The sequence below is a fragment of the Enterobacter kobei genome (genome assembly GCF_001729765.1).
Classification (GTDB): domain Bacteria; phylum Pseudomonadota; class Gammaproteobacteria; order Enterobacterales; family Enterobacteriaceae; genus Enterobacter; species Enterobacter kobei.
In genome coordinates, this window is record NZ_CP017181.1 from 2,380,871 (window position 1) to 2,401,740 (window position 20,870).

16 protein-coding genes and 2 pseudogenes are annotated in these 20,870 nt (G+C 56.8%); 9 read left to right on the forward strand and 9 right to left on the reverse strand.

Annotated elements, in window-relative coordinates; genetic code table 11:
* Position 1 precedes the first annotated feature (1 nt).
* Positions 2 to 625 (reverse strand): annotated as a pseudogene (locus tag BFV64_RS11520) (efflux RND transporter periplasmic adaptor subunit); the annotation flags it as partial.
* A 1-nt stretch (position 626) separates the two neighbouring features.
* On the opposite strand from BFV64_RS11520, the pseudogene BFV64_RS11525 reads away from it, so the two are divergent.
* Both BFV64_RS11525 and BFV64_RS11530 read left to right on the forward strand, forming a co-directional pair.
* A pseudogene (locus BFV64_RS11525) lies at positions 627 to 1,244 on the forward strand (copper/silver response regulator transcription factor); the annotation flags it as partial.
* Positions 1,234 to 2,688, forward strand: a complete 1,455-nt coding sequence (locus BFV64_RS11530) for a Cu(+)/Ag(+) sensor histidine kinase (RefSeq protein WP_023330438.1) — start codon at positions 1,234 to 1,236, stop codon at positions 2,686 to 2,688. The pseudogene BFV64_RS11525 and the gene BFV64_RS11530, both read left to right, overlap by 11 nt.
* Before the next feature lie 4 nt (positions 2,689 to 2,692).
* Here BFV64_RS11530 and BFV64_RS11535 read toward each other — a convergent pair whose 3' ends face one another.
* Positions 2,693 to 3,598: a LysR family transcriptional regulator gene (locus BFV64_RS11535; protein ID WP_014883862.1), complete on the reverse strand. Its 906-nt coding sequence runs from the start codon at positions 3,596 to 3,598 to the stop codon at positions 2,693 to 2,695.
* A gap of 118 nt (positions 3,599 to 3,716) precedes the next feature.
* Here BFV64_RS11535 and BFV64_RS11540 point away from each other — a divergent pair, with 118 nt between their 5' ends.
* Complete coding sequence (locus BFV64_RS11540) at positions 3,717 to 5,135, forward strand: MFS transporter (RefSeq protein WP_069602095.1); 1,419 nt, start codon at positions 3,717 to 3,719, stop codon at positions 5,133 to 5,135.
* Positions 5,136 to 5,214: 79 nt separating this feature from the next.
* Here the strand turns inward: BFV64_RS11540 and BFV64_RS11545 are convergent, their stop codons facing one another.
* Genes BFV64_RS11545 through BFV64_RS11555 form a run of 3 tightly spaced genes read right to left on the reverse strand, consistent with a single transcriptional unit; the run spans position 5,215 to position 7,841 of the window.
* The gene (locus BFV64_RS11545) at positions 5,215 to 6,210 is read right to left on the reverse strand and encodes a DUF2891 domain-containing protein (protein WP_023330440.1); all 996 of its coding nucleotides are present in this window, start codon (positions 6,208 to 6,210) and stop codon (positions 5,215 to 5,217) included.
* Positions 6,211 to 6,219: 9 nt separating this feature from the next.
* Complete coding sequence (locus BFV64_RS11550; RefSeq protein WP_069602096.1) at positions 6,220 to 7,122, reverse strand: DUF979 domain-containing protein; 903 nt, start codon at positions 7,120 to 7,122, stop codon at positions 6,220 to 6,222.
* On the reverse strand, positions 7,119 to 7,841 hold the full coding sequence (locus BFV64_RS11555; protein ID WP_014883866.1) for a DUF969 domain-containing protein: 723 nt from the start codon (positions 7,839 to 7,841) through the stop codon (positions 7,119 to 7,121). The genes BFV64_RS11550 and BFV64_RS11555 overlap by 4 nt, the downstream gene beginning before the upstream one ends.
* A gap of 198 nt (positions 7,842 to 8,039) precedes the next feature.
* On the opposite strand from BFV64_RS11555, the gene BFV64_RS11560 reads away from it, so the two are divergent.
* Positions 8,040 to 8,585, forward strand: coding sequence for a winged helix DNA-binding protein (locus BFV64_RS11560; protein WP_014883867.1), 546 nt, complete (start codon positions 8,040 to 8,042; stop codon positions 8,583 to 8,585).
* 2 nt (positions 8,586 to 8,587) lie between these two features.
* Here BFV64_RS11560 and glgX read toward each other — a convergent pair whose 3' ends face one another.
* Genes glgX through treZ form a run of 3 tightly spaced genes read right to left on the reverse strand, consistent with a single transcriptional unit; the run spans position 8,588 to position 14,931 of the window.
* Positions 8,588 to 10,663, reverse strand: coding sequence for a glycogen debranching protein GlgX (gene glgX, locus BFV64_RS11565; RefSeq protein WP_023330442.1), 2,076 nt, complete (start codon positions 10,661 to 10,663; stop codon positions 8,588 to 8,590).
* Between the two features lie 15 nt (positions 10,664 to 10,678).
* On the reverse strand, positions 10,679 to 13,147 hold the full coding sequence (gene treY / locus BFV64_RS11570; protein ID WP_049010573.1) for a malto-oligosyltrehalose synthase: 2,469 nt from the start codon (positions 13,145 to 13,147) through the stop codon (positions 10,679 to 10,681).
* Entirely contained in the window at positions 13,144 to 14,931 is a 1,788-nt protein-coding gene (treZ, locus tag BFV64_RS11575) for a malto-oligosyltrehalose trehalohydrolase (protein WP_023330444.1), read from the reverse strand. Before treZ ends, treY begins: the two co-directional genes overlap by 4 nt.
* Positions 14,932 to 15,063: 132 nt before the next feature.
* On the opposite strand from treZ, the gene BFV64_RS11580 reads away from it, so the two are divergent.
* Positions 15,064 to 15,591 carry a GNAT family N-acetyltransferase gene (locus tag BFV64_RS11580; RefSeq protein ID WP_023330445.1) on the forward strand — a complete coding sequence of 176 codons (528 nt, stop codon included), beginning with the start codon at positions 15,064 to 15,066 and terminating at the stop codon, positions 15,589 to 15,591.
* Positions 15,592 to 15,651: 60 nt separating this feature from the next.
* Positions 15,652 to 16,638, forward strand: coding sequence for an MBL fold metallo-hydrolase (locus BFV64_RS11585; protein WP_023330446.1), 987 nt, complete (start codon positions 15,652 to 15,654; stop codon positions 16,636 to 16,638).
* A gap of 13 nt (positions 16,639 to 16,651) precedes the next feature.
* Here BFV64_RS11585 and BFV64_RS11590 read toward each other — a convergent pair whose 3' ends face one another.
* Positions 16,652 to 17,536 (reverse strand): LysR substrate-binding domain-containing protein, encoded by an 885-nt coding sequence (locus tag BFV64_RS11590; protein WP_023330447.1) that lies wholly within the window; start codon positions 17,534 to 17,536, stop codon positions 16,652 to 16,654.
* A gap of 112 nt (positions 17,537 to 17,648) precedes the next feature.
* On the opposite strand from BFV64_RS11590, the gene BFV64_RS11595 reads away from it, so the two are divergent.
* From BFV64_RS11595 to BFV64_RS11605, 3 genes are all read left to right on the forward strand, one after another.
* Positions 17,649 to 19,136 (forward strand): UbiD family decarboxylase, encoded by a 1,488-nt coding sequence (locus tag BFV64_RS11595; RefSeq protein WP_069602097.1) that lies wholly within the window; start codon positions 17,649 to 17,651, stop codon positions 19,134 to 19,136.
* A 128-nt stretch (positions 19,137 to 19,264) separates the two neighbouring features.
* A complete protein-coding gene (locus BFV64_RS11600; RefSeq protein WP_014883875.1) occupies positions 19,265 to 19,552 on the forward strand; it encodes a VF530 family protein in 288 nt (95 codons plus the stop codon).
* 7 nt (positions 19,553 to 19,559) lie between these two features.
* Positions 19,560 to 20,852 carry a glycoside hydrolase family 10-like protein gene (locus tag BFV64_RS11605; RefSeq protein ID WP_069602098.1) on the forward strand — a complete coding sequence of 431 codons (1,293 nt, stop codon included), beginning with the start codon at positions 19,560 to 19,562 and terminating at the stop codon, positions 20,850 to 20,852.
* The last annotated feature ends 18 nt before the right edge of the window (positions 20,853 to 20,870 follow it).

A 20,870-nucleotide genomic window follows, 5' to 3' on the forward strand; every position in this document is an offset into this window, starting at 1 on the left:
CTTAATGACCTGAATGCGTGTTGTCTGCTGTTTCAGCGTGACGCATGCGCTCCAGCGCGCCGGTAATATTGGCCTCGGAGTCAATCAGGAACAGACCGCTAACTACCACCGTCTCCCCTTCGTTGAGGCCTGAACCAATACCGGACTGCTGCTGAGATTCATGCAGAACGTGGATCGGTTTCGGCACAAAATGCCCCTCTGCATCGACGGTAATCACGCGCTGTTCCTTTCCGGTATCAATAACGGCCTGGGACCGGATCAACAGCATCTCCGGACTTTGCGTATTCAGTTTGAGATACGCATTCATGCCCGGTTTCAGACGCTCGTCTTTGTTGGAGACCTGCAGGCGCACCTGCAGCGTACGGGTGCTGGGATCCACGCTCGGCAGAAGGTTCCATTTTTCAACCGGGAAGGATTTATCAGGGTAAGCGGGTACTGAAATCTCAAACTGCGACGTGTCTTTCAGCAGATAAGCAATAGACTCAGGAACCGCCGCGCCGATCCAGACCGGATCCATCCCCTGAATTTGAGCGACCACCTTATCTTTTGAAATATTCATGCCGGTGCGCAGGTCAAACGCCGTGATCACCCCGTCAATGGGAGCCTTGATGGTAAATCGGGTCTGAGCGGGGTTTATCGTCGACCACGCTGACAATGGCCTCAACGGTTACCATCTCGCCATGACTGCGGAATACGATCTGCTGATTCTGGATATTATGCTTCCCGACGTGAACGGCTGGGATATTGTCCGCATGCTGCGTTCGGCCGGGAAAGGAATGCCCATACTGCTCCTCACGGCGCTCGGCACCATTGAACACCGGGTCAAAGGGCTTGAGCTGGGTGCGGATGATTATCTGATTAAGCCTTTTGCCTTTGCTGAACTTCTCGCCCGGGTAAGAACGCTGCTGAGGCGCGGAAATACGGTGATTGCGGAAAGCCAGCTTCAGGTGGCTGACCTGACGGTTGACCTCGTGTCGAGAAAAGTGAGCCGGGCGGGGAATCGCATCCTGTTAACCAGTAAGGAGTTCAGCCTGCTGGAGTTTTTCCTTCGTCATCAGGGAGAAGTGCTGCCCCGCTCCCTGATTGCCTCTCAGGTGTGGGACATGAACTTTGACAGCGATACGAACGCCATTGATGTGGCGGTAAAACGGCTTCGGGCAAAAATCGATAACGATTATGAACACAAGCTGATCCAGACGGTGCGCGGTGTGGGCTATATGCTGGAGGCGCCGGATGCGCATTAAGCCTTTCAGGCGCCCTTTTTCGCTGGCTCTTCGGCTGACCTTTTTTATCAGTCTCTCCACGATCCTGGCGTTTTTCGCCTTCACGTGGTTTATGGTGCATTCCGTTGAAAAGCATTTTGCTGAGCAGGACATCAGCGATCTGCAGCAAATCAGCACCGCGATGCACCGTATCCTCCAATCTCCTGCCGAACCCGAGCGGAAGAAAATCAGTAAACTCAACGAGTCGATCGCCAGTTACCGCAACGTTGCCGTTCTGCTTGTGGATCCGCAGGGAAATACCCTGTTCAGCTCGGCACACGGGGCAGCATTACGCCCTGCGATGAATACACCGGATTTTAACGTGCACCGTCGCACCCAGGATGTCTTTCTGTGGACGGTGGAGGACTCTTCTGCTTCCATGCACGCGGAGCCCGACATGAAAATGGACACGTACCGGATTATCGCCTCGTCAGGCACGGCGACATTGCAGGGCAAATCGCAGGACTACGTGATGCTGATTGGCCTCTCCATTAATTTTCATCTGCACTACCTGGATGCCCTGAAGAAGAATCTCTTCGCGATTGCCGCGGCAATCAGTCTGCTGATTATTGTTGTCATTCGTATTGCGGTACGCCAGGGCCATCTGCCTCTGCGTAACGTCAGCACCGCCATTAAAAATATCACCTCAGAGAATCTCGACGCGCGACTTGAACCGTCCCGCGTGCCCGTTGAGCTGGAACAGCTGGTGATCTCTTTCAACCATATGATTGAAAAAATAGAAGATGTCTTTACCCGCCAGGCCAATTTTTCCGCCGATATCGCGCATGAGATCAGAACGCCTGTTACCAATCTGGTGACGCAAACGGAAATTGCGCTGAGCCAGAACCGTTCTCAGAAGGAGTTGGAAGATGTGCTGTATTCCAGCCTTGAAGAGTACAACCGAATGACCCGGATGGTCAGCGACATGCTGTTCCTGGCGCAGGCGGATAATAATCAGCTCATCCCGGACCGGGCGATCTTTGATTTGCGCGCTGAAGTCATGAAAGTGTTCGATTTCTTCGAAGCCTGGGCGGAAGAACGTAACGTCACGCTGAAATTTAACGGAATGCCCTGCCTGACAGAAGGCGATCCGCAGATGTTCAGAAGGGCGATTAACAATCTGTTATCCAATGCCCTGCGCTATACGCCGGAAGGAAAAGCGGTGACCGTCTCACTCCGAGAGCAGGAAAACAATATTGAACTGGTGGTTGCCAACCCCGGCGCGCCGATCCCGGAAGAACATCTGCCAAGGCTGTTTGACCGCTTTTACCGGGTGGATCCATCAAGACAGCGTAAAGGCGAAGGCAGCGGCATCGGCCTTGCCATCGTGAAATCCATCGTCAGCGCCCATCACGGAAAAATCCGTGTGGAATCCGATGCGGTATCGACGCGCTTTATACTTTCCGTGCCGAAGAAAACCGTTTAAGCGGTCAGCGAACCGGCCGACACACTTCCAGCACCTTCTCCCTGAGCCACCGGTGCGCGGGATCCTTTTCCATGCGCGGATGCCACATCTGTGAGACGGTAATGCTCCGGGTTTTAAACGGCAGTTCAAAGACGTGTACGCGTTCTGACATGGGCTGATTGAGCAAATACAGCGCCGGGACCATGGCAATCAGATCGGAGGCCAACGCCACGGATAACGCCGTCGGGAAACCGGGCACAACGCTGGCGACGTTACGTTTCATCCCGCGTTCCGCCAGCGCGTCATCGACAAACCCGTGTAACGATCCGTCGGGCGAGGCCACCACATGCCCCCAGGAGATATAATCCTGCAGGCTAACTGACGGGCGCGAAGCCAGTGGATGCCCCTGGCGCACTGCGCCAACAAACCTGTCCTGAAACAGCCGTTGCAGACGTATTTCAGGCCCCATATTGCTCTGCACGCCGATTTCCAGATCGACAAGCCCCTCTCGCAGATAGCGCGATGTTTTTTCAGGTTTCGGGGAGAAACGGATACAAACGTCGGGGGCAACACTCGCGACTGCGGCAATAAGCAGTGGCCCAAACGCCACCACAAAACCGTCGTTGGCTCTGATGGTGAACAGGCGCGCCAGATTCTCGACCTTCAGCGTATCGCTGGAGGGCTGGAGCACCGCCCTCGCCTCGTGTACGGCGTTGCGGGCGCGATCCCGTGTGGCTTCCGCCCAGGGGGTCAGCACCATCTGACGACCCGCCCGAACCAGAATAGGATCGCCGGTGACCTCCCGCAGCCTGCTCAGGGTTCGGCTCATGGCGGAGGTGCTCAGGTTTAAGCGTCGCGCCGCGCCCGCCACGCTGGCTTCGGCCAGCAGGACATCGAGCGCGACAAGCAGATTAAAGTCAGGATCGGTCACGAGGAATCCTCAGATAAGGCGTTATATGCAACGATTAAGTGCAAATGCTGCGTCTTCCGCCCTGTATACCTGATGATTATAGTTTCGTCATTACTATTCTTTTTCTGGAGTAACGACGATGACGCTATTTTCAAACCTGCCCGGCGATGAAGGTTTATCCGGGCATGAGCGCGCCCGGGTCCTGGCCGCCGTGATGACCACCACGCTGATGGGGGTCTTTGACGGAACGATGATCAACATCGCGCTCCCCTCCATGGCAAGCGCAATGCAGGTTCCTGCCAATGTTGCTGTCTGGTTCGCCAACGGTTATTTGCTGTCAGCGGCCATGACCCTCGCCATCTTTGCCGCGCTGGCGGCGCGCGTGGGCTATCGCCCGGTGTTTCTGGCCGGGCTTGCTACCTTTACGCTTACCTCTCTCGGCTGCGCGCTGGCGAAGACCCCGGATGTGCTGATCGGAATGCGTATTCTGCAGGGCATCGGCGGCGCGGCCACCCTGAGCATCGCCCCGGCAATCCTGCGATCCGTTTTTCCCGGCAGACTGCTTGGCCGCGTTCTGGGGCTGCACGCCCTGCTTATCGCCTCCAGCACGGCGATAGCCCCGGTGCTGGGCGGAACGATACTGAACGCGCTGAGCTGGCAATGGCTGTTCGCCATTAACCTTATTCCAGGCTGCATCGCCCTGCTGCTGGCATGGCGCGCTTTACCGAAGGAATCAGCGGGTGATAAATCCTCCTTTGATGCGCCAGGCGCGGTGCTCTCCGCAACATTTCTGGGAGCCACGGTCATGACGGCTAACAGTCTTCAGCGCGTCACGCAGCACATTAATCACGAAGCCATCGGCTGGGGACTTCTCGCGCTGATGAGCGCCCTCGCCTTTATCTGGCGGATTCGGCGGGCAAGTCACCCTTTATTGCCGCCCGTCATATTCAAAAACGGACGCTTTACCCTCGCTGCGCTAACCTCGCTGGCCTCGTTTGTGAGCCAGGGCATCACCTTTGTCGCGCTGCCGTTCCTGTTTCAGAGCGTGTATGGCTACAGTCCCGTGGTTTCTGCGCTGCTCTTTACCCCGTGGCCGATAGGTATTGTGCTGATTGCGCCGCACGCGGGGCGTTGGGCAGATACGATTTCCGCGCCGCTGATTTCGACCCTCGGGCTTATGATATTTATCGGTGGGTTGGTTCTGCTGGCGACCCTGCCTGAAAGCCCATTCGTATGGAACATCTGCCTGCGCAGCCTGGTTTGCGGGATAGGGTTTGGCTGCTTCCAGAGCCCCAATAACCGGGAAATGCTCGCTAACGTGACGCGGGACTATGCCAGCTATGCCTCCGGCGTGTTGTCTATCGTCAGGACATTCGGCCAGTGTCTCGGCGCCGCTACGGTGGGCGTGCTGCTGGCGGCAACACCCGGCCAAACCCTTGATGACCGGATCGTGCATGTTGCGCTGTGGATCGCCGTCATAGCCTCGACGGGCGCCGTGTTGTTTAGCGCGAGCAGGCTGCGCCCGGCGGCGCTACGCTTGCACGGGCCTACAAGATAATATGCAATATATTGATTTTAATGAACAATGTAGGCCGGGTAAGCGCAGCGCCACCCGGCAAGAAAGGCGTATCGTTTATTTACTCCAGCGCCAGCAGCGCAAAGCTCGCCAGCCAGTGCCCGCCGCTGTAGTGGCTGCCGACAACATGCTCTACGCTTGCCATCAGGTGTTTCGCCACCGAATCACGCAGCGCCTGCTGCGCCGGATGGTTTGCGGGAAGCGCTTTTGCGATATGCTTCATACACCAGGCGCGGCTTAGGTTTAACCCGTCCAGATGGGCAATTTTCGGGTCGGTACGGTCACTCACTTGCGCCGGGCTCATCAGGGCTGCAACGGCGCCCACCTCCGGCAGAAACGCGTCGAACCAGGCCGGGAAGTCCTCTGCCACCTTGCTCATCAGCAACGCTTCTGTCAGCGCACCGGAAATATACTCATCACCGCCGGGCTCGTAGTGCGCCGGGTAGCGCGTGTCGGCGAGATAAAACCGTTCCGCTGATGCCAGAATAGCCTGCTCAAGCCCGCTGTCACTCACTGTACGCGCATAGTCGAGCGCCAGCGCCAGAGCAAACGCAGTGTTGTAATGCGTCCCGACGCGGATCGGATAGGTGAGCTTGCCGAGGTAATCCACCAGACGATTGCGAATATCCTGCGTTAACGGTTCAAGCGTCTGATACCAGCCTGCGGCCTGCGGCAGCGACGACTGTTTCAGTTCCTGGGCCAGCGCCAGCAGCCAGCCGTAGCCATACGGGCGCTCAAACGAGGCGCGGAACGGCGCAGTAAAATAGGCCAGTTCCTTAGCCACGTTCTCTTCGGTTAGGTGCTCGTCGAATAGCGCGACGATTTCTTCCCGGCACGGCAATTCTGGATAGAGACGCACGCAGCGCAGCAGCAGCCAGTAGCCGTGCACGGCCGAGTGCCAGTCAAAACAGCCGTAGAAAATCGGGTGCAGTTCGCGAGGCGGCAGAACATCCCCATCATCATTCAGCAGGTGCATGATGTGGTTCGGGTATTCCTGGCGCAAATAGGTTAAAGGCATTCGGGCAAACGCGTCAGCCTGTTGTTGCGTTAATTCCATAACCGCTCCTTAGCGAAAAACGAGGAAATACATTAAGAACACGTTCACCACCAGCAAGGTTAACGCGGTCGGGATCTGGATCTTGATTACCTGATATTTGTCCTTCAGCTCCAGCAGCGGTGCCGGGTTACCGTGATGCACGTTAATCAGGAACGGCAAGGCGATACCGGCACTCAATACCGGGAAAGCGGCAAAGGCGTTACCCATGATCATGGTAAACAGCGCCATCCCCACGCAGTAAATCACCACCAGCATAAAGCGGTTATCCGGGTTCACAAACAGGCTCACCACCTTTTGCACGGAGTCACCGGTATTGGCCGCCACGAATACCCCACCCAGCATGGCCAGCATCTGCGGCAGGATCACCGCCCAGCCGATGGTATCGACAAGACGGCGAGACTGGCGAATCGCGTGCAGCGGCGTGCCCTTCGTCAGCCACCAGCCGGTGAGGATCGCCGCGACGCAGGCCACGCACAGCGCCGCAAGGGTGAGCTGTTTCTGGTCGAGAAGATAAACGCCGCCAATCGACACGCCCTTCAGGAACAGCGTCCCGATCACCGTCACCACGGGGATCATCAGCGCAGGCAGGAACAGCCAGTTTTTGAGGCGGTTTGACGAGGCAACCCGTTCCTCATCGGAGGCCATTTTGTAGTGCCCCTTTCCGACAAGACCAAAGCCCGCCAGCAGCGCGATAACGATAACGCTGCCGCCGATGATCCGGTACGCCAGCGATTTGCCGAGCTCCTGAACCATCAGATCACCGAACAGGAAAATCCCGCCGAATAAAAACCAGAAAAGCGCCGTGGTGAAACGCTTCGGATTCGCACGATCGCGCAGGGTCATGACCACCAGCAACATCACGACGAAGCCAATCAGGTAGTACACGCGGTTAATGGTGATAAGCGTCATCATTGCGCGGCCCCCTGCGTTGCCTGCTCTGCACGCCAGGCCATCACGTCACGACGGATACTGGCATCCAGGCGCAGCAGGCGTGTCATATGAATAATCAATGCCGCAATGGCCGTCGGAATGGCCCACAGGCCGATATGGAGCGGTTCAATCCCCTGAATGCCGTTCTCTTTCAGGAACGCGTCAATCAGCAGCACTGCACCAAAGGCGATAAAAATGTCTTCCCCAAAGAAGACCGCGATATTGTCACACGCGGCGGCATGGGCTTTGATTTTGTCGCGGATATGCTGCGGCAGTTCACCATACTCGTTCAGAGCGGCCCCTTCAGCCATCGGCGCCAGCAGCGGGCGTACCGTCTGGGCATGCCCGCCCAGCGACATCAACCCCAGCGCGGCCGTGCCTTCACGGGCGACAAAGTAGAGCATCAAAATACGCGCCGAGGTGGCGCTGGCGATCTTCGCGACCCAGGCCTGGGCGCGCTCTTTTAGCCCGTAATATTCCAGCAGACCAATGACCGGCAGGATCAGAATGAAGGTCGCGAGCGATCGGCTATTGACGAACTTCTCGCCAAAGGTCTCAAGCAGCATGCCGAAATCCATACCGACCAGCAGACCCGTCGCCAGCCCCGCGACCACGACCACCAGTAGCGGGTTGAAGCGCAAAGCAAAACCAATAACCACGATCGGTATCCCGATCAGCGGCAACAGCGTAGAACCGTCCATAACGTTTACCCTATCGAAAGTGAGCGTTGCGCGCCGACGGCTATTTTTTTAATTTGCGGCGAGCGATGTTGTGTTTTCGTCAGGCTTTGCAAAACCTGCGCTAAAAAGCTATATCTGAACCTCAAAAACATGTAAACAATTTATCAATAAAATGTTCTTATTTTATCGATGAGTTTACATTTCTGACTAAGGAACGTTATGACCTCAGAAAAGCGTGCTTCACCCCATCACGACGACATCAACGATGGCCGGATCGTCTCGTCCCGCCATCTGGTGTCCGAGCGCTGCGCGGAACTGTCAGAGCTGGAATACGCGCTGATCATGACCAGCAACGCGTTCAACAAATGGATGGTGCGCTGCATGACGGCTGCCGGCGAGCCCGATATGGGCGCCTTTGATGTCTCACTTCTGCACCATGTGAACCACCGCGACCGCAAGAAAAAGCTGGCTGATATCTGTTTTGTTCTCAACGTGGAAGATACGCATGTGGTGACTTATGCCCTGAAAAAGCTGGTTAAAGCAGGCTACGTGACAAGTGAGAAAGCGGGTAAAGAGCTCTTTTTCTCCACCACGGAGGAAGGTAAAGCGTTATGTATGAAATACCGCGACGTGCGGGAGGCGTGTCTGATCGCGATACATGCGGAGAGCGGCATTGCCGGAAAATCCATTGGCGAAACCGCGCAGCTGTTACGCACGATTTCCTCCCTGTACGACACCGCCGCCAGGGCGGCGGCATCACTGTAAACTCAGGGCCGTCGGAAAAGAGTAATGCTGCGTCCGGCCAGCTCGAATTCTACCGCTTCGGTGATCGCCTTCCCGGTCACGGCGTCATCGGCTGTAGACAGCTCCAGCACCCATCCCCCTTCACCAAACTGTGGGATCTGGAATGCCACGCTGCCTTCAAACGGGTTGAACAGCATGAGCACATCGTGCCAGATCCCCTCTTCCTGTTTGAGATCGGGCCTGCTGATGGACACCCCGAGCGTCGAGCCCTCATCCCACTGCTCTGCCTGCTGCGGACCGCCGCCGGCGTTAAACCAGCGGATCTCCAGCCCGTCGCGCCAGCTTTCACGACGCAATAACGGTTGCGCGGCACGAAGCGCAATCAAACGTCGGGTAAACTCGCGCAGCGCAGCGTCGTTCTCGGAGAGTCCTTTCCAGTCGATCCACGAGATCTCACTGTCCTGGCAGTAGCCGTTGTTGTTGCCCTTCTGCGTGCGGCCAAACTCATCGCCGGCCAGCAGCATTGGCGTACCATGGGAAAACAGCAGCGTGGTCAGGAAATTACGCTTCTGCCTTTCGCGGGTAGCAATAATATCCGGGTTCTCCGTCGGCCCTTCTTCGCCATAGTTGTATGAACGGTTATCGTTATGGCCATCATTATTGTCTTCCCCGTTGTCGGCGTTATGCTTCTCGTTGTACGACACCAGGTCATTCAGCGTAAAGCCGTCATGGGCGGTGATGAAATTAACGCTGGCCCAGGGGCGACGCCCGCGCAGATCGTACAAGTCACCGGATCCCAGCAGACGGGCGGCAAAGTCGTTAGAGACGTTATCCCCCTTCCAGTACTCGCGTACGGTGTCGCGGTATTTGTCGTTCCATTCACCCCAGCCTGGCGGAAAACCGCCCACCTGATAGCCGCCGGGGCCGATATCCCAGGGTTCACCAATTAGCTTCAGTCGGGATAAAACCGGATCCTGGGTCATGGCGTCGAAAAAGCCGCCGCGCGGATCAAACCCTTCCGGCTCGCGGCCCAGTATCGTTCCCAGGTCGAAACGGAAACCGTCAATATGCATCGACTCCGCCCAGTAGCGCAGCGAATCCATCACCATCTGCAGCACACGCGGGTGAGAGGTATTGACCGTGTTCCCCGTTCCGGTGTCGTTGATGTAATACCGGTGCTGGTCAGGCAGTGTGCGATAATAGCTGTAGTTATCAATGCCTTTAAACGAGAGCGTGGGGCCAAGCTCATTGCCTTCCGCCGTGTGGTTATACACCACGTCGAGAATCACTTCGATGCCAGCATCATGATAAGCGCGCACCATATCGCGAAAGCCCTGGATCCCCGCCGGGCCGAAGTAGCGCGACGCCGGCGCAAAAAAGCCCAGCGTGTTATAGCCCCAGAAGTTTTTCAGACCGCGGTCGAGAAGATGTTGATCGTCCGGGAACCAGTGAACAGGGAGCAGCTCCACCGAGGTGATGCCGAGGCTTTTGATGTAGTCCACGGAGGCTTTATGCCCCATCCCCTCAAAGGTGCCCCGCAGTTCGGGAGGAATTGCCGGGTTCATCTGGGTAAACCCTTTTACGTGGCTTTCATACACCACGGTGTTCGGCCAGGGGATAGTGGGTCGGTTAGTGTCCTGCCAGTCACAGGCGTTCGGGTCGATAACCTTACATTTTGGCGTGAACGGCGCGCTGTCACGGGTATCAAAACTCAAGTCTAATTCGTCATGCCCCAGCGCATAGCCGAAATGGGCCTCGTTCCAGTCGATATCACCCACCAGTTCGCGGGCATAGGGGTCGATAAGCAGTTTATGCGGGTTGAAGCGATGACCGTTTTCCGGGTCATAGGGGCCGTAGACGCGATAGCCGTAAAGCGTACCGGGCTTCAGATCCGGCACATAGCCGTGCCAGACTTCGTGGGTATATTCAGGAAGCTCGAGCCGGGCGATTTCCGTTTTCCCGGAGGGGTCAAACAGACAGAGCTCCACCCGCTCAGCGTGAGCGGAGAACAGCGCGAAGTTGACCCCCTTCCCGTCATAATTTGCACCCAACTGCTGGCCATGACCGGCCCGAATTTCAAACGTTGTATCCTTTGCCATTTTCGTTCTCCACGATTATTCGCAGGTAAGCAGAACCAGTACACATCCCTTTTCCGACGTTAAATCCAGCGTCTCTTGCAGCATGCGGCTTTCACCGCTGAACAGATCCCGATAGCGTTTTCCTGCCAGCGCCTCGGGTATCGCCACCGTGGTATTGCCCCACAGCGTGCGGTTATCGGTGACGCCAAAAACCAGTCGCGGCACGGCAACAATCAGCACCTCGCCGTCTTTCACCCGCGCATAGACAATCAGATGCTCCTCCCGATCGCCGGACACTTTAAGCGGCAGCCAGTCGCCATAGCGAAACAGCCCGGGATAGTGTGGACGCAGACGCAGGAGCGTAGCGGTGACAAACTGCTTCACCCTTCCGTCCTGCCAGCACGCCGGGTTTTCAAACATACCGGCATTCGCCACGCTGAGGTTTTGCACCAGCGTCGGAAAGTCCGGCTCGCGGCGGTTATCCGGATCGACAAGGCTAACGTTAAGCGCCTCGCTGCCCTGATAGATATCCGGCACGCCGGGCGCCGTCAGCTTAATCACCGTCTGGCTGAGGCTGTTCATCAGTCCGGCGCGGATAAAGGGCCGCATGGACTCGCTGAAATCATGCAGAAACAGCGTGTTGTCAGGTGAAAGCAGGTGCCGGGCATAGCGCAGCACCACGCTCTCATAGCTCTCGTTGCTGTCGATCCAGTCTGTGCGCTGTTTCGCCTCGCGCAGCGCTTTTTCGAGGAAAGCGATAAAACGCGCCTCCAGCGAGGCAAGCCCGTCGGCGTCGTCCGGCGACAGCGTGGCCGGCCAGACGCCTGCCAGCGCCTGATAGATCATCCAGGTGTCGGCGGCGTTTGGCGCGGTACCGTCATTGAGAAACCGCACCTGGGTCTGGTTCATCTGGCGCCAGCGGGCCAGATTTTCGCCCCACTGTTCCGGGGCCTCCGTCAGGGTGTAAAGCCGGGCCCGGGCATCTTCCCCGCGCTTGGTATCGTGCGTGGAGGTGCCCAGCAGCGCATCGGGCTGACGGGCCAGACGAATGCGCATCTCCTGATGAAAGCGGGATAGCGAGAACGCGCGCGGCGTCGGGTCGGCGCCCACTTCATTAAGCGCCAGCTCCAGGTTATGACGAAAGAACAGCGTGTCTTCAACGGACTTCGCCATCAGCGGCCCAGTCAACTGCTGAAAGCGGGTTCTGAAAAGCGCGGCGGACTCGCGGCACTCTTCCGGCAAATCGCCGGTAAGAATGCGGACTATCAGGCTCAGGGCGGCTTCGGATGTCTCTACGCTGGCGACCACGCGGTTAAGCAGCGCGACATCTGGCGGGGTTAACCCCTCCCGGGTGCCGTAGGTGCGGTACACCGGAAAGGCGATAAGCAGCTCGCGTAACGCGTGGTGAATATCATCGCGCTGCAGCGCAACGTCATTGCGGCGGGCCAGATCGTCTGCAAGATTAAGCAGCGTGGTGAACTCGCCCTCAAAGTTACGATCGGTCATCAGGCCTTTCGCATCGCGCAGTTCCGCGTGGCGATCGACCGTTACCCCCAGCGTCTCGTCGTGAATTTTTTCCAGACGCGACAGGATATCGTCGTCGACCAGCACTTCCGCCAGCGAAGCGATAAATTCGTACCCGGTAGTACCGGAGACGGGCCACTCGGCGGGAAGCTGTTCTCCTTTAGCGAGAATTTTCTCGACCGTGATATAACAGTCCGGTCCGGTTGCCTGCCGCAGGCGCTGCAGATAGCCCAGCGGATCGGCCAGACCGTCGATATGGTCGATCCGCAGACCGTCCACCACACCCGCGTGAACCAGTTCAAGGATGAGGCGATGCGTATCGTCGAATACCGCGTCATCTTCAACCCGCACGCCCACCAGACCGGTAATCTCAAAGAAACGTCGCCACGAAAGCTGTTTCGGCGCTTCCCGCCAGGACATCAATCGCCAGCTTTGTGCTTCATGCAGTTCCGCAAGGCTCTTATCCTCGCTGAACGTGCCCGGGTTGAGCGGATATGCGGTGTCGTAATAGATCAGAGCGGCTTTGTTTGTGACAGGGTCACGTTTTAAAGTAATGGCTCCCTTCTCCAGCTCCGCCTCAAAGGTGTCCCCGAGAAACGGCAGCGTCAGCGGGCGAGACCCGTCGATATCGAAATAGCGGAAATAGCGGCTCTGCTGTCCGTACTCAATCACGTCCCGCCACCAGGTGTTTTCCAGAGAAGTCGACATATGGTTAGGGACAATATCCAGTATCAGCCCCATGCCGGCCTGCTTAAGCGCCGCGGACATTCGGTCGAAACCTTCGCGTCCGCCGATCGCAGGGTCTATTTCATTCGGGTTGGTGACGTCATAGCCGTGCGTGGAATCCGTTGTGGCAGTAAACACCGGGGAGGCATAAAGGTGGCTGATGCCGAGGTCTTTCAGATAGGGTACCAGCGCGACAACGCGATCGAAGGTCATGCCATTACGGAACTGTATACGGTACGTGGCGGAAGGGATCATAACGATGCTTCTCCATCAGCAAAGCGAACGACAATACTGTTCGGCGGCAAAATGTCGGTTACCTCCGGCCAGGCGAAGCGCGTCTCCCCCGGGAGAGCGGGCGGTTTGACAGATTTATTGCCGATATTGAGCGCCAGCGAAAGCGTTCCGGACGGGAAGCGCCAGCTTACGGCCACCATACCGGGTGCCGTCCCGATCACCTTGCCCTCGACGCGACTTCCCTCATGCAGAAGCGGAACGATATAACGATGACGCAGCGTAAGCAGATGGCGCGTGAAGCGGAGCCACGTTTTGCCGTCGTCGGTGGCAATTTTATTCCAGTCAAGCTTTGAGCGGACAAAGGTGTTCACGTCATTCGGGTCCGGGACAGCGTCATCGTGCCCGGCATGGCCAGTAAACTCTTTTGCGCGCCCTTCCCGCACCGCGTCGGCCAGATCGCCGTGAAAATCGGTGAAGAACAGGAACGGATGTGATTCACCAAACTCCTCGCCCATAAACAGCAGCGGGATATGGGGGGAAAGCAGTAGTGCAGCAAGCAGCACACGGGTTTTATTGGCACCTGCGAGGGTGATAAGCCGCTCACCATGGGCGCGATTCCCGGTCTGATCGTGGTTCTGAATAAAATCAACGAAGAACTGCGGTGGCTGCGTGTGACACTCCACCCCGCGGGACTGGCCGGTTTGCAGCGAAACCTCGCCCTGGTAGACAAACCCTTCTGCCAGCGCCCGGGCGAATTTTTTCTCTGGTTCAAACGCAAAATCCTGGTAGTACGCGTGCGTCTCACCGGTGGCAAACACGTGAGCCGCGTTGTGGAAATCATCATTCCACTCAGCGGTAAACAGCGGCGTATTGCCGTGCTCATCACGCGGATGCAGGAAAATGACGTTGCGGCTGTCTTCCGTGGTCAGGTGAACATGACGGTTCGGGATCGCCTCACGGATCTTCTCTGCAATTTCCTGGAGAATATGCGTCTTCGAGCTGTCTTTAATCTGGTCGATGGCATCAAAACGCAGGCCGTCCAGGCGGTACTCGGTCAGCCAGTAGAGCGGCGCATCGGTAATGTAATGTCTTACCGGCTCGCGCTCGTAGGCGATTCCGTTGCCCCAGGGCGTCATCCGCTCTGCATCGAAAAAGGCAGGCGACAGCAACGGGAGATAGTTGCCTTCCGGGCCGAAGTGGTTGAGTACGATATCCAGCACCACGGAAAGCCCAAGACCGTGCGCGGCATCGATTAACGCGTGGAAATCCTCTGGCGTACCGTATGCGGCGTGCGGAGCATAAAGCAACACACCGTCGTATCCCCAGCCGCGGGATCCGCCAAACTGAGACACGGGCATAACTTCAAGCTGGGTAATACCCAGTTCTGCCAGGTAAGGGAGTTTTTCAATCGCGGCCCGGAAGGTCCCCTCCGGGGTAAACGTGCCAATGTGCAGTTCATAGATAACCGTCTCTTCCCACGGCCGCCCTGACCAGTCCCGGTTAACCGGCTGATAACGTCGGGGATCGATAACGATGGAGGGGCCGTTAACGTCTCTCGCCTGTGCGCGAGACGCGGGATCGGGCACCGTCATGCCGTCCTGCAGGACAAACTGATACTCTGTGCCGTGCGTAACGCCCGGAACGTCTGCCTGAAACCAACCGTTACCCACTGCCGTCATCGGCACGTCGGTGACGGCCAGACGTAGCGTCAGCGCTTTCTGTCCTTCTGCCCAGACGCGAAAACGTACAACGTCATCGGAAATAAACTCAGCACCCCACTGCTTTTGAAATGTCCTGAATTCCATTCATTGTCCTCGAATGACCCACATTTTACGCGGAACGAAGTACAAGCTTAGTTCAGGATTAAAAGTATGTTGGCTCAGCGGATTTAACCGCTTCGTCTATTCTTTATGAACTCACTCACTACCGGGAATACTATGCAGATTCGAAAAGGATTAAATACCGACCTCGTACGCCTCGAATGTTGTGACTTCTCTTTCACCGTTAACCACATTGCACGAGAGCCTTTTCTCCATTGTGATTTGCATATTGAAGCTATCGCCGAGCCCTGGATAAAAACCTACGAGCTCGATATCCAGACACTTGAAAATCATTGTGTTAACCCGGACGCCATATTTCTTGTTGCAGAAACGGACGAGGGTGAAATAGCCGGCTTTATTACTGCATCAATTGGCTGGAATAAGTTTATCTCGGTGGATTACATAGCCGTAGATCGTACAAAACGCAGAACCGGCGCAGCACAAAAACTGATGGCCGCCGCGCACGTGTGGGCGCGAAGCGTAAACGCGCCCGGACTGCGGCTGGAAACCCAAAATGTGAACGTCTCGGCCTGTCTGTTTTACCGAAACTACGGTTTCACCCTGGGCGGATACGACCGTTATCTGTACAACGCTTTACCGGAAAAAGACGAAGTTGCCCTGTTCTGGTATTACATGCTGGTGTAGAGGAAACTCGCTGCTCTACGGCCGCTATGAGTAAGATGAGCACTTTCAAAGGAGACGCGTATGCTTACCATGAAAAAACTTGCTCTTTCCACGCTGATGTCCAGTTCACTGCTTTTCTACCCTGTGCTGCAGGCTTCGGCAGAAACGCCCCAGCACGTCGTTAAACAACCGGCGGGCGGTTACCGCGTGCAGGTCGGCGATGTCATTGTCACGTCTTTTACCGACGGAACCGTCGCGCAGGATCTGCATAAGCTGCTGCGCCGGACAACGCCGCAAAAGATTGATGCGCTGCTCGCGAAAAATTTCCAGACCAACCCGGCCGAGGTCTCCATTAACGCGTTCCTGATTGCGATCCCCGGACATAAAATTCTGGTGGATACCGGCTCGGGCCAGCTCTTTGGTCCTGATGCGGGTGGACGCCTGGTTGAAAGCCTCGCCACGCAAGGGGTTAAACCCGAGGACATTACTGAAGTCCTGCTGACCCACGCCCACTCCGATCACGCGGGCGGTCTGGTCAAAGACGGCAAGGTGGTATTCAGCAACGCACGCGTTTTCGTTGGCAAACCCGACGTCGACTTTTTCTTTAACGACGATAATCAAAAGAAAACCGGCTACGGCAAGAACTACTTTGACGTCGCGCAGAAGACCTTAAAGCCCTATCTTGACGCCGGTAAAGTGGTGCCTTTTAGCGGCACGGCTGAGATTCTTCCGGGGCTGACCGGCACGGTTCATCCCGGCCATACGCCGGGTTCAGCCTTCTACACGCTGACAAGCAAAGGCGAGAAGATCACCTTTGTCGGCGACATCATTCATGCCGGGGCGGTCCAGTTCCCGCAGCCTGGTGTGACCATCACCTACGATGAAGATCAGAACAAAGCGGCAAGCGTGCGCGAACAGGCGTTTGCGGACTTTGTGAAAAACAGAGACCTGATTGCCGCGCCCCATCTGCCGTTCCCGGGTATCGGCTATGTCACCAAAGGTGAAAACGGTGGCTATGCCTGGGTTCCCGTTACCTATACCAACCGGGACGCCAGCAGCGTGAAATAAGCGGATGACGCCGTCAGGTGTGCTCGAGGGTCACCAGAAATTTTTTAAGCACTTCTGAGCGAATAATTCGGTGGCACACCAGCGTCAGTTCGCTTTCCCTGAGACGGTCGAGAATGTCCACGTAAACGACATTCTCGACACTCACTGCCTTTGCTGACGCAGGCAGCAACGCCAGACCAAATCCCGCGGAGACCAGGCTTATCACCGTGGGAACATCCGTCGCATTCTGCACTACGTCCGGCTGGAAACCCGCCCCGCTACAGACGTCATAAAAGTACTGCTCCAGCCCCATGCCCTCCGGATCGCGAAGCGAGATCCATTTTTCATCCTTCACTGACGCGAGCGTCAGAGCGGAAGAGTCGGCCAGAGGATGCTGGCGATACAGCGCCAGCACCGTTTTTTCTGAGGTGAACGGCCGGCTTTGCAGATCGTCAGGCAGCGATGGCAGCGGTGCCCGAATAATCGCCACATCCAGCTGGTTACTTTGCACGGCGGCATAGAGCGTCTGCACATTGCCCGTCATCAAAGACATGGTTATCGCCGGCCAGCGGCTGTGCATCTGGCGCAGTGCAGCGGGCAGCTTACCGTCGAACATCGCACTCGACACGCATCCCAGGTTTAACACCCCCTGCTCGCCTCTCGCCGTTTGCCTGGCGTCCAGTACCGCCTGCTCAGTCAGGGAGATGGCGAGCCTGGCCTTCACCAGAAACGCGTCGCCCGCGGGCGTCAGGGTTAAGCGACGGTTCGCCCGGCTAAAGAGCGTGACGCCTAAACGTTCTTCCAGCGCCTTTATCTGCTGGCTCAGCGCCGGTTGCGCCATGTTTAAACGCTCGGCGGCCCGGTGCATGTGGAGTTCTTCGGCAACGACAATGAAATGGCGCATCTGACGAAACTGCACGGGAGACTTCCTTTTTTGATAATAAATTTATTATCAATTTAGCAGTAATGATGCAATTGATGCCATGGGTCATTGTCGTAAAAATGGAGGTATTCAACCGAGGGAGGAAAATATGGAAAACTCAGTCAACGATCTCAGAAGTGCCATCGCCTTACTGCAGCGCCACGAAGGCCAGTATATTGAAACCGATCATCCCGTCGATCCTAATGCAGAGCTGGCAGGTGTGTATCGTCATATTGGCGCGGGCGGTACGGTAAAACGCCCGACCCGCACGGGGCCGGCCATGATGTTCAACAGCGTGAAGGGCTATCCGGGCTCGCGCATTCTGGTGGGCATGCACGCCAGCCGTGAACGCGCGGCACTTTTGTTAGGCTGTGCGCCTTCTGAACTGGCAAAACATGTCGGTCAGGCGGTGAAAAAACCGGTCGCACCCGTTGTCGTCCCGGCCTCGCAGGCCCCTTGTCAGGAGCAGGTCTTCTACGCTGACGATCCGGACTTCGATCTGCGCAAACTGCTGCCAGCACCAACCAATACGCCGATTGATGCAGGCCCGTTCTTCTGCCTGGGACTGGTGCTGGCAAGCGATCCGGAGGACAGCTCGCTGACGGATGTCACCATCCACCGCCTTTGCGTGCAGGAGCGCGATGAGCTATCCATGTTCCTGGCCGCCGGTCGCCATATTGAAGTCTTTCGCAAAAAAGCGGAAGCGGCCGGAAAACCGCTGCCGGTGACGATCAACATGGGGCTCGATCCCGCTATCTATATCGGCGCGTGTTTTGAGGCCCCCACCACACCGTTTGGTTACAATGAGCTGGGCGTCGCCGGGGCGTTGCGCCAGCAGCCGGTCGAGCTGGTACAGGGCGTGGCGGTAAAAGAGAAAGCCATTGCGCGGGCGGAAATTATCATTGAAGGCGAACTGCTTCCCGGCGTGCGCGTAAGAGAAGATCAGCATACCAACACCGGCCACGCGATGCCGGAATTCCCGGGCTACTGCGGTAAGGCGAACCCGTCTCTGCCCGTGATCAAAGTAAAAGCGGTGACCATGCGCCATCAGGCTATCCTGCAAACGCTGGTGGGCCCCGGAGAAGAACATACCACCCTGGCCGGTTTGCCGACGGAGGCCAGCATCCGCAATGCGGTTGAGGAGGCGATTCCGGGCTTCCTGCAAAACGTCTATGCGCATACCGCGGGTGGCGGTAAATTCCTGGGTATTTTGCAGGTGAAAAAACGCCAGCCGTCAGATGAAGGACGCCAGGGCCAGGCAGCACTTATCGCGTTAGCCACCTATTCGGAGCTGAAAAACATTATCCTTGTCGATGAAGACGTGGATATTTTCGACAGCGACGACATCCTGTGGGCGATGACCACCCGTATGCAGGGCGATGTCAGCATCACGAATATTCCGGGGATCCGCGGTCACCAGCTGGATCCGTCTCAGTCGCCGGATTACAGCAACTCAATTCGCGGAAACGGCATCTCCTGCAAGACCATCTTTGATTGCACGGTGCCGTGGGCGCTGAAGGATCGCTTCGAGCGCGCGCCGTTTATGGAGGTTGATCCGACACCGTGGGCACCTGAACTGTTTAAAGACAAAAAGTAAACGAACGTTCCTCTTTCTTCACCCCTCGGGGGTGAAGAATTTCACGCTTAAATTGCCGCTTCCCCTGCTTTCTTGTACCCTTTCACCGGTAACTCCACCCCCACAAAAATTGAGACATCCGGACACCTATGACTGCACACATTTCTAACGATCCTTTGCATGGCGTCACGCTGGAGATGATGGTCAACGCCCTGGTGGCGAAATATGGCTGGAGCGAGTTGGGTGACCGCATCAAAATTAACTGTTTCAGAAAAGACCCCAGCGTTAAATCGAGCCTGAAATTTCTGCGCCGTACCCCGTGGGCACGCGCGGAGGTCGAAGCCCTGTATCTGGATTCCCTCCACGACGAGGGACATAAAGAACAGGAGGCACCCGCCTTTAATCCCTGGGCTAACAGTCGGATTATCAAGAGCTAATACGCAAATGACGCGACACGTAAAACGGATCGGTGCGCTGGCTGGCTGCGCACTTTTACTTGTAAGCTGCTCCTCAAAACCACCAAAATCATTAGTTACCCCGCTCCCCACCGTCAGCAAACCGACCCAACAGGCAAACGAGCCGATGCGCGGGATCTGGCTTGCGACCGTCTCTCGCCTCGACTGGCCACCGGTGGCCTCGGTGAATGGCACCAGCGCTGACCAGCGCATCGCAATGCAAAAGCAGGCGCTTATCGCCAAGCTCGATAACCTTAAACACCTTGGGATTAACACGGTGTTTTTCCAGGTAAAGCCGGACAGCACGGCACTCTGGTCATCAAAAATATTACCGTGGTCAGATATGCTGACGGGCAACATCGGCGAATATCCGGGATACGATCCGCTTCAGTTTATGCTGGATGAAGCGCACAAGCGCGGTATGAAAGTCCATGCCTGGTTCAACCCGTACCGCGTGTCGACCAACACGAAGCCGTCAACCATCGCTGCCCTGAAACGGACGGCGTATCAGACCCCGTCCAGCGTCTATGTCCAGCACCCGGAGTGGGTACGCGTCTCGGGCGATCGCTTCGTGCTCGATCCCGGCATTCCGGAAGTGCGCGACTGGATAACCCGTGTCGTCACGGAAGTCGTGGCGAACTACCCGATAGACGGCGTGCAGTTTGATGATTACTTTTATGCCGAATCACCGGGATCCGCGCTGAATGATTCTCAGACTTACCGGCAGTACGGACAGGGATTTGCCTCTAAGGCCGACTGGCGAAGACACAACACGCATCAGCTGATCGTTCAGGTTTCCCGCGCGATAAAACAAACCAAACCCGACGTTGAGTTTGGCGTCAGCCCGGCTGGCGTGTGGCGTAACCGCTCCTTTGACCCGGCAGGCTCCGACACCCGGGGTGCCGCCGCCTACGATGAATCCTACGCCGATACGCGTCAGTGGGTGCAGCAGGGCCTGCTGGACTACATCGCCCCGCAGATTTACTGGCCCTTCTCCCGGGATGCCGCGCGCTATGACGTACTGACCAAATGGTGGGCCGACGTCGTGAAGCCGACCCACACGCGTCTGTACATCGGCATCGCGTTCTACAAAGTGGGCGAACCGTCGAAAAATGAGCCGGACTGGACGGTTCAGGGCGGCGTGCCGGAACTGAAAAAACAGCTCGATCTCAATGATTCGCTGCCCAACGTCAACGGCACCATCCTGTTCCGGGAAGACTACCTGAACAAGCCGCAGACGCAGCAGGCGGTCAACTATCTCAAAGGACGCTGGGGTAGCTAACCGGAAGACCGGGCAGAA